At 60.4% G+C, this 14583-nt stretch carries 17 protein-coding genes, 1 tRNA gene and 1 pseudogene; 16 read left to right on the top strand and 3 right to left on the bottom strand.

Annotation, left to right across the window (positions count from 1 at the left end):
* Positions 1-151: pseudogene (locus CT676_RS27695) on the top strand (IS110 family transposase); the annotation flags it as partial.
* 83 nt (positions 152-234) lie between these two features.
* On the opposite strand, the gene CT676_RS27690 reads toward CT676_RS27695, so the two are convergent.
* Positions 235-888, bottom strand: a complete 654-nt coding sequence (locus CT676_RS27690; RefSeq protein WP_085400912.1) for a TetR/AcrR family transcriptional regulator — start codon at positions 886-888, stop codon at positions 235-237.
* 84 nt (positions 889-972) lie between these two features.
* On the opposite strand from CT676_RS27690, the gene CT676_RS27685 reads away from it, so the two are divergent.
* The 9 genes from CT676_RS27685 (at position 973) to CT676_RS27645 (ending at position 7027) form a co-directional block, all read left to right on the top strand.
* A complete protein-coding gene (locus CT676_RS27685) occupies positions 973-1911 on the top strand; it encodes an SDR family oxidoreductase (RefSeq protein ID WP_135215783.1) in 939 nt (312 codons plus the stop codon).
* A gap of 26 nt (positions 1912-1937) precedes the next feature.
* Positions 1938-2597, top strand: coding sequence for an NAD(P)H-binding protein (locus tag CT676_RS27680; RefSeq protein ID WP_085400977.1), 660 nt, complete (start codon positions 1938-1940; stop codon positions 2595-2597).
* Between the two features lie 81 nt (positions 2598-2678).
* Positions 2679-3128, top strand: a complete 450-nt coding sequence (locus CT676_RS27675) for a DUF2948 family protein (protein ID WP_063986739.1) — start codon at positions 2679-2681, stop codon at positions 3126-3128.
* A 145-nt stretch (positions 3129-3273) separates the two neighbouring features.
* A complete protein-coding gene (gene hisD / locus CT676_RS27670; protein ID WP_085400914.1) occupies positions 3274-4569 on the top strand; it encodes a histidinol dehydrogenase in 1296 nt (431 codons plus the stop codon).
* Entirely contained in the window at positions 4566-5063 is a 498-nt protein-coding gene (locus CT676_RS27665; RefSeq protein WP_071909262.1) for a UPF0262 family protein, read from the top strand. The genes hisD and CT676_RS27665 overlap by 4 nt, the downstream gene beginning before the upstream one ends.
* A 132-nt stretch (positions 5064-5195) precedes the next feature.
* A complete protein-coding gene (locus tag CT676_RS27660) occupies positions 5196-5663 on the top strand; it encodes an arsenate reductase ArsC (protein WP_085400915.1) in 468 nt (155 codons plus the stop codon).
* A gap of 146 nt (positions 5664-5809) precedes the next feature.
* Complete coding sequence (locus CT676_RS27655; RefSeq protein ID WP_085400916.1) at positions 5810-6439, top strand: Maf-like protein; 630 nt, start codon at positions 5810-5812, stop codon at positions 6437-6439.
* Positions 6440-6584: 145 nt separating this feature from the next.
* A complete protein-coding gene (yacG, locus tag CT676_RS27650; protein WP_028151429.1) occupies positions 6585-6767 on the top strand; it encodes a DNA gyrase inhibitor YacG in 183 nt (60 codons plus the stop codon).
* A gap of 184 nt (positions 6768-6951) precedes the next feature.
* Positions 6952-7027, top strand: a tRNA-Phe gene (locus CT676_RS27645).
* 65 nt (positions 7028-7092) lie between these two features.
* Here the strand turns inward: CT676_RS27645 and CT676_RS27640 are convergent.
* A complete protein-coding gene (locus CT676_RS27640; RefSeq protein WP_135215782.1) occupies positions 7093-8130 on the bottom strand; it encodes a tyrosine-type recombinase/integrase in 1038 nt (345 codons plus the stop codon).
* The gene (locus CT676_RS27635) at positions 8127-8375 is read right to left on the bottom strand and encodes a hypothetical protein (protein ID WP_135215781.1); all 249 of its coding nucleotides are present in this window, start codon (positions 8373-8375) and stop codon (positions 8127-8129) included. The genes CT676_RS27640 and CT676_RS27635 overlap by 4 nt, the downstream gene beginning before the upstream one ends.
* A 212-nt stretch (positions 8376-8587) precedes the next feature.
* Here CT676_RS27635 and CT676_RS27630 point away from each other — a divergent pair, with 212 nt between their 5' ends.
* The 6 genes from CT676_RS27630 to CT676_RS27605 all read left to right on the top strand — a co-directional run bounded on the left by CT676_RS27630 (position 8588) and on the right by CT676_RS27605 (position 14551).
* Positions 8588-9223: a hypothetical protein gene (locus CT676_RS27630; protein ID WP_135215780.1), complete on the top strand. Its 636-nt coding sequence runs from the start codon at positions 8588-8590 to the stop codon at positions 9221-9223.
* Between the two features lie 384 nt (positions 9224-9607).
* Positions 9608-10069, top strand: coding sequence for a hypothetical protein (locus CT676_RS27625; RefSeq protein WP_135215779.1), 462 nt, complete (start codon positions 9608-9610; stop codon positions 10067-10069).
* Positions 10066-10560 (top strand): hypothetical protein, encoded by a 495-nt coding sequence (locus CT676_RS27620; RefSeq protein WP_135215778.1) that lies wholly within the window; start codon positions 10066-10068, stop codon positions 10558-10560. The genes CT676_RS27625 and CT676_RS27620 overlap by 4 nt, the downstream gene beginning before the upstream one ends.
* The gene (locus CT676_RS27615) at positions 10557-11420 is read left to right on the top strand and encodes a hypothetical protein (RefSeq protein ID WP_135215777.1); all 864 of its coding nucleotides are present in this window, start codon (positions 10557-10559) and stop codon (positions 11418-11420) included. Before CT676_RS27620 ends, CT676_RS27615 begins: the two co-directional genes overlap by 4 nt.
* Positions 11421-11653: 233 nt before the next feature.
* A complete protein-coding gene (locus CT676_RS27610) occupies positions 11654-13369 on the top strand; it encodes a DUF927 domain-containing protein (RefSeq protein WP_167768181.1) in 1716 nt (571 codons plus the stop codon).
* Between the two features lie 24 nt (positions 13370-13393).
* A complete protein-coding gene (locus CT676_RS27605) occupies positions 13394-14551 on the top strand; it encodes a hypothetical protein (protein ID WP_135215775.1) in 1158 nt (385 codons plus the stop codon).
* Positions 14552-14583: the final 32 nt, after the last annotated feature.

Below are 14583 nucleotides of genomic sequence, written 5' to 3'. Positions count from 1 at the left end.
CAGACGTCACAACCCCGTCCTCAAGGCCTTCTTTGAGCGCCTCGTGGCCAATGGAAAGCCGAAGCTCGTTGCCCTGATCGCCGTCGCCCGCAAGCTGCTGACCATCCTCAATGTCATGATCAGGACGAAAACACCATGGCAACCCGCTTGACAGCGAACACAGTCGCTCACCCGTCTCAATCGCGCGAAGCGCGATTGATCCACCCTCTCCCACAAGGGGAGAGGGGAAGAGCGTCACTTCAAGATCGCCCTGATCGCATCGAACGTGCGCTTCACGAAAACCTCCGGCTTCTCGCGCACACCTTCGCCGATCCAGCTTTCGCCGCCGACGCGCATCGCGCCGGTGGCGATCATGGCGACGAGCCGTGCCTTGAGCCTGTCCGATTTGGTTTTGGCACGCTGCGAAAGCCCTTCGGCCAGTGCGCGCTCGAGCTTCTCGTATTTGAGCTGGTCGCGCGCCTGCAGCGCGGGATTGTCGCGCTTGAGCCGCGACATCGCCGCCGCTTCCGCCGGGTCGATCCGCCTGACCGCCGCCGCGATCGCATTCTCCGCCGCCGTCAGCATGGTTTCGCCCGCTGGCCGCGCCACGACCTCTGCGACCAGCGCGCTTGCTGCGCCCTCCTGCCAGGCGGCGACCACGTCCTCCTTCGACGCGAAGTAGTGGAAGAAGCTGCGGCGTGACACGTCGGCCGCGGTCGCGATGTCGTCGATGGTCGTGGCCTCGAAGCCGCGCTCCAGGAACAGCGCCATCGCCGCACGGGTCAGCCGCTCGCGGGTCTCTTGCAATTTACGCTGGCGCAGGCCGGGGCCGTCAGGGGATTTTGCTCCTGCCGGCAATGGCTTGGCGCCTGTCCTGACCGATTTCCCGCCGGGCTTTGAAGCCTTCAAATTATTTCACCTCTTGCAAACTTGCACTCAGTGCACATTTAGACCGGTCGCGGGCCTCATTCCAGCCCCGAACGGAGATACGGCATGACCGACTGGAGCACGGCAGACATCCCCTCCCTCAGCGGCAAGACCGCCGTCGTGACCGGGGCGACGGGCGGCCTCGGCTACGAGACGGCGATGGCGCTGGCGGGCGCCGGTGCCATTGTCATACTCACCGGACGCAACGACGCAAAGGGCCTGCGGGCGATCGAGGGCATTTGCGAGCGGTTTCCCAACGCATTGATCGCCTACGAGCATCTCGATCTCGCCAGTCTCGCCTCCGTCGCCGATTTTACCAGGCGCTTTGCCGCCAGCAATGAGCAGCTCGATCTCCTCATCAACAATGCCGGCGTGATGGCGCTGCCGAAGCGGCAGCAGACAGAGGATGGTTTCGAGATGCAGCTCGGCACCAACTATCTCGGCCATTACGCGCTGACAGCACAGCTGTTGCCGCAGCTTCGCCGCGCGAAAGCGCCTCGCATCGTCAATCTGTCGAGCCTCGCGCACCGCTCCGGCGCGATCAATTTCGACGATCTGCAAGGCAAGCGTTCCTATCGTCCCTGGCGTGCCTATTGCCAGTCCAAGCTGGCGATGCTGATGTTTTCGCTGGAGCTGCAGCGCCGCAGCCTCGCCGCCGGCTGGGGCCTGACGAGCCTTGCTGCCCATCCCGGCTACGCGCGGACCGATCTCATTCCGAACGGGCCGGGCGCCAACAGCTTCCAGTGGCGTGTGAGCCGTTGGCTCCAGCCTTTCATAAGCCACTCCGCAGCCGAAGGCGCGCTGCCCACGCTGTTCGCGGCAACCTCTCCGGCTGCAGAGCCCGGTGGCTATTACGGTCCGAACTGGTTCTACGAATTGAAGGGGCCGCCCGCGCCGGCGAAGATCATGCCGGAGGCGAAGGATTTCGCCGCGGCCGCCATGCTGTGGGATGTCTCGGCGACGTTGACCGGTGTATCCTTCGACGAGATCGCGGTCGCCGCATGAGCCACGGGCCGGTTGGGGACGTCACGATGCAAGTCATCATCTTCGGCGCGACCGGCATGGTCGGGCAGGGCGTATTGCGCGAATGCCTGATCGACACCGGCATCGACCGCGTGCTCGTGGTCGGCCGCAGCCCGACCGGCGTCCGCAATGCCAAGCTCACCGAAATCACGCACGGCGATTTCACCGACTACTCGGCGATCGAAGCGCAGCTCACGGGCTTCGATGCCTGCTTCTTCTGCCTCGGCGTCTCCTCGATCGGCATGAGCGAGGATCGCTATCGCCATCTCACCTACGATCTCACGCTCGCGGCGGCGACGACGCTCGCGAAGCTCAATCCGCAGATGACGTTCGTCTACGTCACCGGCGCCGGCACCGATTCCACCGAGCAGGGATCGCGGATGTGGGCGCGGATCAAGGGCAAGACCGAAAACGATCTGCTCAAGCTGCCGTTCCGGGGCGCCTACATGTTCCGTCCAGGCGCGATCCAGCCCCTGCACGGCGCCCGCTCGAAGACCGCCTGGGTGCAGGCCGTGTATGCCACAACCGGGCCGCTCTGGTCGGCGCTGCGCCGGATCTCGCCGCGGCTCGTCACCTCGACCGAGCAGATGGGCCGCGCCATGATTCGTGTCGCCCGGGAGGGGTATCCGCGGAAGGTGCTGGAGATGGAGGATATCAATAGCCTCTAGCCGGCTGGCCCGTTAGTTTCACGGAAATTTCCGCGTCCGCGCGCGTTGAGCCTTATCGGCCCCCGAGGAGAAATGCCGGCGATGTCGCCCCAGCTCAAACTGATCGCGCTCGACGCCGACGATCTCGCCGTGATCTCGACCCATGTGCAGGACGCCCGCGTCCAGGCCGCCGACATCATCTGGCGGCAAAGCGAGAAGCGGCTGGTGGTCGGGATGAGCCGGCTGGACTGGGAGCAGTCACTGGACGGCGAGGCCGAACCCCGCCGGCTGGTCGCCGCGCTCCGCTTCGACCGCGTGCTCGCCTGCAAGTCGCGCAACATCGACCTCGGCGCGCCGGACGAGGTTCTGGACCTCGTCGGCATCGAGTTTCACTCCCAGGACGGCCGCGACGAGGAGCCCGGCGGCAGCGCCCTGCTGCTGTTCGCCCATGGCGGCGCCATCCGCCTCGACGTCGAATGTCTGGAATGCGAGTTGACCGATCTGGGGGCGGACGCGCTCGGGGCCGGACTGGGCCTCGAGGAGGAGGGGTGAGCTGGCCGGTATACCAGTCAAGCCAGGTCGGGCCGCTGCCGGAACGGCATCTCCCGAGGGTTGACGCAGCTTCCCCGCCGCGCCATTGAGCAGGGGGTCGGGTGAGCCAATCCGCCCCAAAGACCAGCCGGAAGCCAAGCCAAAAATGCCCGTTCGTCTCGACCGCAGCAGCGCCGATTTTGACCAGCGATTCGCGGCCTTCCTCGCCGCCAAGCGCGAGGTCTCGGCCGACGTCGAGGCCGTCGTGCGCACCATCGTCGACGACGTCGCCCGGCGGGGCGATGCGGCCCTGCTCGAGGCCACGGCAAAGTTCGACCGGCTGAAGCTGGATGCATCCGGCCTGCGCGTCACCGCCGCCGAAATCGAGACGGCCGTCAAGGCCTGCGATGCCGCGACACTGGATGCGCTCAAGCTCGCGCGCGACCGCATCGAGACCTATCACCGCCGCCAGCTTCCGAAGGACGAGCGCTTCACCGATCCGCTCGGTGTCGAGCTCGGCTGGCGCTATACCGCGATCGAATCCGCGGGCCTCTATGTGCCCGGCGGCACCGCGGCCTATCCGTCCTCGGTGCTAATGAACGCGGTCCCCGCGAAGGTCGCCGGCGTCGCGCGCCTCGTCATGGTGGTGCCGTCACCGGACGGCAAGCTCAACCCGCTGGTGCTGGCGGCCGCTTCGCTTGGCGGCGTCAGCGAGATCTACCGGGTCGGCGGCGCGCAGGCCGTGGCGGCGCTCGCGCACGGTACCGCCACGATCGCGCCGGTGGCCAAGATCGTCGGCCCCGGCAACGCCTATGTCGCCGCCGCAAAGCGCCTGGTGTTCGGCAAGGTCGGTATCGATATGATCGCGGGACCCTCCGAGGTGCTGGTGATTGCCGACGACACCGGCAATGCCGACTGGATCGCCGCTGATCTGCTGGCGCAGGCCGAGCATGATGCCAGCGCGCAATCGATCCTGATCACGGATTCCGCGCGTCTCGCCGCGGATGTCGAAAAGGCCGTCGAAGCGCAACTGAAGACATTGCCGCGCGCCGCGATCGCCGGCACGTCGTGGGCCGATTTCGGCGCCATCATCATGGTCAAAAATCTTGCCGACGCCATTCCGCTCGCGGATGCGATCGCGGCCGAGCATCTCGAGATCATGACTGATGATCCCGACGCGCTTGCCGGAAAGATCCGCAACGCCGGCGCGGTGTTCCTCGGGGCGCATACGCCGGAGGCGATCGGCGACTATGTCGGCGGCTCCAACCACGTGCTGCCGACGGCGCGCTCGGCGCGGTTCTCCTCAGGCCTCGGAGTTGCCGACTTCATGAAGCGCACCTCAATCCTGAAATGCGGTCCGGACCAGCTGCGTGCGCTCGGACCTGCCGCGATGACGCTCGGACAAGCGGAGGGGCTGGACGCTCATTCGCGCTCGATTGGATTGCGCCTCAATCTGTCATGACCCAGCCGCCCGAACAGGACGACTCGACCAATCGCATCGTCGCGGTCACCCTCGACGAGGACTCGATCGGCCGTTCCGGGCCGGACATCGAGCACGAGCGCGCGATCGCGATCTACGATCTGATCGAGCAGAATTTGTTCGCGCCCGATGGCGCCGACGGGAAGGGGCCGTTCACGCTGCATATCGGCATCACCGGCAGCCGGCTGATGTTCGACATTCGCCGCGAGGAAGGCACGCCCGTGGTCGCGCATCTGTTGTCGCTGACGCCGTTCCGGCGGATCGTGAAGGACTATTTCATGATCTGCGACAGCTACTATCAGGCGATCCGGACAGCTACGCCGGACAAGATCGAGGCCATCGACATGGGCCGCCGCGGCATCCATGACGAGGGATCGCGCACGCTCCAGGAGCGGCTGAAGGGCAAGGTGCGGGTCGACTTCGAGACCTCGCGCCGGCTGTTCACGCTCATCACCGTCCTGCACTGGAAGGGTTAGGCGCATGATCCCGAAAAGTGGGCACCGGTTTTCGGACCAGATCATGCGCGAGACAAACGGCTTAATGGCCCGGAAAAATGTGCAGCGGTTTTCCGACAAGGCCATGCCCTCTTTCAAAAGAGGCTAGGCGCGATGGCGGGTCCGCCACGCGCACGCGATCCGCAATCGGTGCTGTTCGCCTGCGCGATGAACAGCGTGCGCTCGCCGATGGCCGAGAGCCTGCTCCGGCACATGTTTCCGCAGGGCCTCTACGTGAAGTCGGCCGGCGCCAGGAAAGGCGAGCTCGATCCCTTCGTGGTCGCCGTGATGGACGAGCTGGGGCAGGACATCTCCACCCACAAGCCGCAGACCTTCGAGGAGCTGGAGGATTGGGAGGGGCTGAATTTCGACCTCATCATCACGCTCTCGCCCGAAGCGCACCACAAGGCGCTGGAGCTGACCCGCACGCTCGCCGCCGACGTCGAATACTGGCCGACGCAGGATCCCACCACCATCGAAGGCACCCGCGACCAGAAGCTCGCCGCCTACCGCGAGGTCTGCGACCAGCTCCTGATGCGCATCCGCAGGCGTTTTGCGAAGGTCGGCGCGGCGAGCGGTTAGCCGTAACACCCGCGTCACAGACCGAGGGCACACGCATGTTGGACGCCTCGAATCAGTAAAGTCCGGGTTCCCGGGTTGTGAAATCAGCCCCCTTCCGATAGGTTCCGCGCGCAATTCATCCCCTGCTTCATCCCCCAAATCACCTGATGCTCGGCCGCCCCAAATTCGTACTTGCCTCCGGTTCGCCGCGGCGCCTGTCGCTGCTCAACCAGGCCGGCATCGAGCCGGACGCGCTCCGGCCGGCCGACGTCGACGAGACGCCGAAGCGGGGCGAGCTGCCGCGCGCCTGCGCCAACCGTCTCGCAAGGGCCAAGGCCGATGCGGCGCTGAAATCGGTGCAGCTCGACGACGAGCTGCGCGGCGCCTTCATCCTCGCCGCCGACACGGTTGTGGCGGTCGGCCGCCGCATCCTGCCCAAGGCCAATCTGGTGGACGAGGCGGCGCAGTGCCTGCGGCTGCTGTCGGGCCGCAACCACCGCGTCTACACCGCGATCTGCCTGGTGACGCCGCGCGAGGCCTTCCGCCAGCGCCTGGTCGAGACCCGCGTCCGCTTCAAGCGCCTCTCCGAGGACGACATCCAAGCCTATATCGGCTCCGGCGAATGGCGCGGCAAAGCCGGCGGTTACGCCGTGCAGGGCATCGCCGGCTCCTTCGTGGTCAAGATGGTCGGGTCCTACAGCAACGTCGTCGGCCTGCCGCTCTACGAGACCACGACGCTGCTCGGCGGCGAAGGTTTTCCGATCCGCTTCGGCTGGCTCAACGCCACGGCCATCTAGCGCGCCGACAAAAATCTCGAAAACAACCCCATGCACAGTAGAATGGGCCCGCTTGACCCGGCCCGCGACGCCTGCGCGACCGCCCGAGGAACCGCTTTACCGACAGGCTCTTGAACGCCTTCACCCCGAGTAAGCTGCCGACATCATGGACGACCACGTCAAAAAGCCCGCCGGCCCGCTCAAAACCTGCCCGATCTGCGGCAAGCCGCAGTCGGAAGCCACCCGCCCGTTCTGCTCCTCGCGCTGCCGCGACGTCGACCTGAACCGCTGGCTGAAAGGCTCCTACGTCATCCCCGGCCGCGATGACGAGGCGGATGGCGAAGAATAGCCAATAATATCAGATGTTTATTTCGACTTCCGATTCGCCGCGCACCAGCCGCAGCAAGCCCGCCCCACCTTGTGCACAGCCGGGCCGCGCCCGGCGAAGCCACTTGGCGAAGCCGGGTGGACATGCCGCTCCGAGCCCACTATAAACCGCCCGCTCGATGGGCCTTGGCCCCTCTTTGGAGCACGCCCAGGTAGCTCAGTTGGTAGAGCATGCGACTGAAAATCGCAGTGTCGGTGGTTCGATTCCGCCCCTGGGCACCATAAAATCAATGGCTTAGCGAGACGCAGCCAGGCCGGTTAGACAGTCTTGGTGTCGGGTTAGACACTTATGTTCTCGATTTGCTCCCGAGTGGGTCGAGTTTTTTGATCACCTGATTCATGCGATCCGAGGTGTCGGCCGACTCCGAGTAGTGGATCGCCATCGCCAAGGTTTTCTGACCCAGCCATCGGCGTACAGTGTCGAGGTCATACCCAGCTTCGATCAGCAAAGTTCCGACCGTGTGCCGTAGGCCGTGGAATGTGAGGCCGTCCCCGATCTTTCCATCTCGCTTCAAAGCGGCCATCGCTTTGATGAAAGACGAATTGAACCCGCTCTCAGTCCAAGGGGTGCCCTTGGTCGTGGCTGCAATCGTAATCGCATCGTGCCTTGGTGCGGTTGCCAGCAAGTGAGCTAGATCGGGGTGCACCGGAATCGAGACTTCCTGTCCAGTCTTGTTAGTCCTTCGCCAAATCTTGCCGTCTCTGATTGCTGCCTTGGTAAGTGCAAGCACGTCACCCTTGCGCAAGCCTGTAAACATTCCGAGCGCAACTGGGACCTTCAGTTGCTGGGGAAGGCTGCTGATTACTGTTCTGCACTCATCCAGGGTCCAAGGACGATTCGCGGATTTGGCATCCCTCGCTCGCTTGACCCGTTTCACCCCTTTAACCGGATTTTCCGAGACGATGCCGTGTTCTTTGCCGTGCTCGAAAGCGACTGATATAACTGCCATCACATAGTTGGCCTGCCTGCGACCGTGCTTAGCTGCGATACGATCCCTCAATCCCGCAACGAATTGCGAAGATAGTTCGACAAGCGGCATGGCATCGAGCGGCTTCAGCAGGTTCATCATGCGCCCGTAGCCGTCCCTAGAAGCGGGCGCTAAATCGGTGAAAGCGGGCGAGTTTCTGTAAGACGCAAGTAGTGAGCCCAACGTTCCGGGGAGCGCGTTGGCCGTCTTAAGCTTTCGTTCGATCAAGGCCAGCTCGGCAATGAACTCTGCGGTGCCGAACTCTGCTTTCAGGCGAATGCCGGTCTTTCGATGGTAGGCGTACCATCGCCCTTTGGCGCGATAACGCTTCAATCCCTTGATGCGAAGAAGCGTCATTGCTTTTCCAGTTCGGCTAACCAATCTTTGCTCATTTCGCGACCGTTCAGAGCGAGGGAATCGATCCACCCATCCAGCGAAATCCGGTCGAAGCGTTCGAGCCTCTTTCCGTTGCCCAAGGCGATTGCCTTGACGGGGCAAATGCCATCGAATGTTGGAACGCTAACCCCACAATAAGCCGCAGCTTGTTGTCTAGTCAGCAGACGCGGAATAACCGGAAATTTGTCTGTATTGCTTTTCGACATTCTAGCACGGCGCTCAAGAATTGCCACGCACGCAGCGCGCTTGCGATCCGACCACCGTCCTCCGCTTTTGAAAGTGTTTCGGAGACTCTGCTAGGACAGTTTCCGGGCGCTGCTGGTTGTCGTAAGCTCTCCTTCTTTTGCAACCGGGATAGGTGCTACGTTTTATGCCGCGAGAGACAATAGAAATCACGCTCACGGAAGCGGACCCGTACATGCCAGCGGCCAAATTAATTGCTGCTATCGCCTATCCTGATCCTCTCGACAAAAACGAGCGCGATGCGTTCAGGCAGGCAATCGTCAGGTACACTCTCGAAAAGCGGATCGATGTTCATCCGGAATGGGCCCAAGAACCCCAACTGATCAGGCCCGCATATTTTAGTGGTCAGGAAAAGCAAATCGACGCCTGCCTGCGGAGGGGGAATAAGAAACTGAAACACCGGTTTGCCGCTGCCTCATTCTTTCTGATCCCTCATCTTCGTGCCGTCGAGACGGGACAGCCCCTGGGGAAGGTTCAAGGCTTCCAACCGACCGTCAATAATATGGCGCACCAAGTCTTAGATTTTCTTGACTGGAAGGGAGACAGTCACTCGACTGTCAAAACGCAGGTGTGGAAGCCTTCGCGCCCTGTTGCTCATGCGGCCGCTGCGCTTATCGTTTGGAAAGAGGTGCTCTGGGAGAAGTGGAGCCGCAACCCGCAAGTAGACAAACTATTCGCCCTTTGTATGCTACCCGAATACGTTGCAGAGGTTATCGAAATTTCCGAATATTATCGCAGTATGCTCCCCGACATTAAGCAGTTCACAATTCGCGACGAAGAGACCGTGAAATTTTCCGCAGTGTGGTTGTAATTTTGGTTTCGGCCCGACAACCAGATCGGTCTGCCGTTTGAGCAATAACGGCTCCTCTCAATGAAAGAGGAGCTGAGCATGAAATTAAGATCGAGTGGTCTCCAATCACCTCGGCGCATCGCCGCGCCGCCAGAGGTTATAGGAACGCCTTCCGCGCCGAAGCAAATCCCGGCTCCGCAAAAATCAAGTGCCCTAGCCGATTCTCCGTCAGAGCCCACAACCGGCGCGATGACGAATGAGGAGCTAATCAACCGAGCCAAGCACCACATCGGAGTCGGCGAGACCTCACGTACTACCTCCTTTCGTGCGGCTGCCGAAGACATGGCCCGCGCTTGCGCTCAAGGGGCGACGCAGCGCGAGGTAGCTATAGGTGTCGGAAAATCCGTGGCATGGGTCAATCGGCTGCTGAAGTGGCGGGAAAGCGGACGTGTCGGTGCACCGTTCGCCGACAAAATTGTTCAGGGGGTGAACAAAGACGACTCGCCGCCCACAGCCGCACCAACGGAACCCGCGTCGGATGTTATTGGCCCTTTGGCACTGACGGACGAGGCCACCGCGACCAGTGAAGGTGAGCGTTCCGCCGCACCCGCAATCGCACAGGCAACGAACACGCGGTCGGATGCGCCGCTTGCCGACTGCCACCTTCCGCAAGAGTTCAATCGGCAAGACCCTGAGCGAGCGTTTCAGCGACTCGCCAACCAGTGGTCGTCCAGTGCATTTCGTGACCTATTCCTGGACTCACCGAAGGCTGCGCAGGAACGTTTTGTGCGCGACGTGCTGCTGGCTGACTTGAGTAGACCGAAGCCGGTTGCTTCGTTGCCGTCCGTAGATTGGAGCGCGCGATGAAGCAGATCGACCGTCTCAAGCTAAAGAAATCGCGTGCAAGAAAAACCTTCGGTGCTGGCGTCATGAATCACATGGCTGCCCGTGTGCTCGTAGCCGAAGAGGAAGCTGCCGAAGCCGCTGCCAACCAAAAGAAGATGGCGAAGTCCGCGGCGTTCTGGAAACGAGAGGCTCTCCGGGAGCGAGAAAGAGCAAAGCGCGTCGAAGCCTATCGAGAAAAGCGAGACATCCATCGGAAGGGCCCCAAGGTCCGCAGCTTAACGCGAGAACGGTTGATCAAAGCACTTCACATGCTGGGCTCGGATCAGGCTGAAAATCGAGCAAGCGCCGCGCTCGTGGCAGAGAAACAGCGATTGATGCTGGGCAAGTCCTGGAATGAGCTGATTGAAAATGAGCATGAGGACTTCGTCGTCGAAGTCCTCAAAGACCTCGATAACGATGATCTCTATGACATGGATGATGATCTCGCCGACGACGAGGAGCCCGTGGCATGAATTTTCATGAGCGCCTGCGTCGCGACGGCCCTGTCTTCGAAACCCACGAGAAGGCCCACCACGAGGTTCTAGCGACCGAGGATTGGTTCGGCGACGGTAAGCCCTACATCGGCAAGCAGTTCACTGCCGCCAAGGCCAGGGAGCGGAAAGCCGAGATCATCAACCTTTTGTTCCGGGCAGCAAAGCGTGAGCGGCGCGATGGTGATCCTGGCGTCGCCCTACGGTTCGAGCTGCTGGCGGACAAACTGTTCTACTGTCAGCCCGGTGGACGTTGCGGATCGCTGGCTTGCCCCGAATGCCTACGCGCTTTTCAGAAGGCAAAGGTGGCAGCTCAACGGGCCACGATCAGGCAGTTGAAGTCCACCCGAAAGGGCAGGCTGCTGGTGATGGTGACCATCATCCCGCTGATGGTTACGTACAAGCTGGATGAACTCGCCTCCCTCAACGTCCGGAAGCTGAATCGGTGGCTCAAGGATGCGCTGACGAAAGCTGGCTTCAAACGGGTCATGCTTGGGAGCCTCGACCTGAGTTGGGAGGACGGTTTTTACCAACCGCACTGGCACATCGGCATGTGGACCGCCGACCGGGAGCGCCTGAAGCGCCGTCTCAAACGCATCTTCCCCGGCCTCCAACGCGGTGACCGCCCCGTCCACACCAGCGAAACCTACGACCTCGAATTCCTTGCCTACAAGGACAAGGCGATCAAGCTTCCAGCTTTGCTGAGAAACAACCGCCGTGGCCTGCCTTACCTCTTGCTGGCCCTCGACCGCACCGAGCCACTGGAACTGATGGTTCTGTGCGGCGTCCGGCTGAGTGCTCAGAAGGATGGCCTTAAATTCAAAAAGATCGCGCCCCGGTGAATCGGAAGTCATCGAGGGCGTCGTATCGACGAAAGGCGATGAAATCCCGAGTTGCGGGCAATCGCATCAAGAGAACTCGTCTGAAGGAGCCACTTTGGCTGAGAAATTCAACCGAACTGATTTTGCAGCTTTGCGCTTCATATCGACGGCGGTGCGAACGCTAATTTGTGACTGAGCATCTGAGCACTGAGCATCCAGGTAATCTAATGAATGATAGACGTAAGCGCATCAAATTGAGCAAGACCGGCGTCATCCTCATGACGGGCAGCGGCGAGCGACGTATTGCTGAGCCGATTCGCTTCCATGCCATCGGCGAACGGATGGATCGCACCAAGGTCGTGGAAATCCGGTTCGTGAATTGTGATGGCGAAAAGCTATCCGAACAATTTGACATGGCTGCAATCAACCCAAGAAACCTATCGACCATTGCCGACGCGCTCGGCAACAAGGGTTACGTTTGGCCAACTGATGGAGTATCTGCCCTGGAGATACTCAAGGTGGTGGTTTCCAAAATACCGAATCGTCGCTTTATTTTCGTGGGCGCTCCTGGATGGCACGGCACTGCGATAGTGACGCCTCTGCGGTATTACGGCGGAACGAAACGGATCGTAATCGACCCGGAAAGTGGCGCTCACCTTGCCACCTACACGACAGGTCCAGGGTCACTAAAGGCGTGGCGAAAAACTGTGGGAAGGCTCGCCAAACAATCAACCGGACTTCGATTATCTATAGCCGCTGCCCTAGCAGCCCCCTTAATCCGCCCGCTGTCAATGGATTCGTTCGCCCTCAATCTCTTCGCCCCGACCTCCACGGGCAAGTCCAGTCTCCTCTGCGCTGCGGCATCGGTACCCGGCCTGAACAACAAGGACAGTGGATTGCCGAGGTGGTCGGAGTCCGAAACGGCGATTGAGCAGTTAGCGATTGGTCACCGCGATGGCTTATTCCCCTTAGACGAAAGCGGTGATCAAGGGGGCAGGGTGGAGGCGCACGAGAAGGCTAAGAAGCTCGCTTTCTTATTCTCCCGCAATCGAGCGAAAACTCTCGACAAGACCTATCAGAAGAAAATCAACCTAACCGTTAGAGATTTTCGAGTGATTGTGTTGAGCACGAGTGAGTCAGCCCTTAAGACGATAGCCGAGGTTGCAGGACACGCTCGCATTGGAGGCGAAGAGGTACGCTTCATCGATGTACCCGTCACAGAGCCCGGCAGTATAGGTGTTTTTGACGGCATCAAGGTACCAAGCGGTCGTGATCCTGGCGAATTTGGCCGCATGCTCGCTGATAACCTTCGCCAGGACGCGGCGGCCAACCAAGGCTTCGCGATGGACGCCTTTTTGAAGAGATTCATGCGAGATCCCGAAGCTGCCTTAGTACGGATCAGGCACCACATGGGCGAATTCACCGCGAAACTATCTGTGAGGTTGGAGACAGGTCCTCATCAGCGCATCGGAGCGAACTTTTCAGTCGTGTATGCCGCTGCAGCACTCGGTATCGAGTATGGAATACTGCCTTGGAAGAAGAAGGCGACCCGGGCAGCAATCGAAAAGTGTATGGCCAGTGCCCTAGCCACTATTCGCAGCTTCCCGCCGTCCGTTCATCCTACTGTCACCGCCTCAAGCATCGAGGCTGCCACTCGTAGACTGAAGGAAGCTTTGCACCGCCTTACTCTGATTCCGGTAAAAAAGGGCGAATCTTGTTCCACAAGTGAAGCCCTTAATCGCCAACAAGCAGACGGCTTTCGTGTTGCCAATAAGACGCTTGTCAAACCACACGCGTGGAAGCCAAGTGACGCGGACAAGGCGTTGCTTATTGGGCATCATATCCTCCGAACGCAGCGCGAGGACGTTGCCACGCTCGACAGGAAAATCATCGGAATACCCGGGAAGCCACGCTACTATGTCATCGACGAGGAAGTACTCGCAGCAGTTATCGCGGCTAGTGACGCTTGATCGGACTCGCGATGGAAACGCTCAATGCCGCATGATCTCAAATGGGGTGCACAACTTCATTATCACGAATGCTGGACTGGCCAGAAGCCGCAAGATTTGGTGTGCCGTCCAACTACGAAATCGTCTCGCAGTCAGGTCGAAGGGGGCCGAATGATTGAAGAACCGCCTGAGGCAAAACACTACAGGGATGTTCAGCGCCTCGCTCTGACAAGGCTCCGTGATCTCGAAATCGCATTGCAACATCGCCTCAGCACGCCGCTCAAATATCGAATGGTAAGCCAAGCTCAGGCCGCCCCTGCAGAGAAGGCTTATTTCTTATGGAACAATGCGGGTGCAATTTTGCCCCAACCCGTTTTCGACGCCGCGACAACGCGGTCAATGATCTACAATCAATCGGCAGCAGCAAGGCAGCTCGAAGCGTTCTTACAGGTTTCTGGCGTCATTGTTTTAGAATTATGTCGGGCTGCGATCCGACATTTTGAGGCCCGCGAAATCGCCGCTTCCTACATGATGATTCGCAGCATGGTTGAACGGATTGCTAACGTCGCGGCGCTGGAGGACGCTTTGCAGGATTTCGCGCGCGCGACCGCTTCACCCGAGAAACCTAGCGAGCCGTTAATTTTGGCAGCCGACAAAATCGGAAAGGCTCTTTATGGCACGAGGCTCGATTGGCTGAAACTGAGCAATTCTGATCTGCGTACTACAGCAAAGGAGGACCTCACGTATGTACGCAAGCAATTGACAATGGACGTATCGGCGCGAAATGTGCTGTCCTCGATGGACAAGCTCGACAAACGAATCCGCGGGATCCGCGTTTCCTATGACGTGCTCTGTGAGTTTTTGCACCCGAACGTCGGTGACCTGTATTCAGCAACGCTGAAGGCGACATCGTATTCGGACGCCTTCGGCACTCGCCATGTCATTAGGGAGATTGGCCTTGGTGCAAAGGACTCCTCGACCGCTCTAGACCTGATGGCGGTTATGTCCCAAGTTCTAGCGATATCCTGCGAAGCAATTCAGCTACTTCCATCCATCATGGCCGAATTGGACGCTTTATCTAAAAAGGCAAACGATATGGCGAAAGGCTTCGCGCATGTTGTGCGCAAGAACCATAAAACTTTGTTTCGGAAGGATGATCTTTGTCCCTGTCTGTCAGGAATGACCATTCGCAAATGCAGGTAGGTTGCCAGAAAGAGTGCACCTGCTTGATGGGT

It is taken from the genome of Bradyrhizobium sp. MOS001, from assembly GCF_004634465.1.
GTDB lineage: Bacteria > Pseudomonadota > Alphaproteobacteria > Rhizobiales > Xanthobacteraceae > Bradyrhizobium > Bradyrhizobium barranii.
This window is presented reverse-complemented; position numbering and strand designations above follow the sequence as displayed.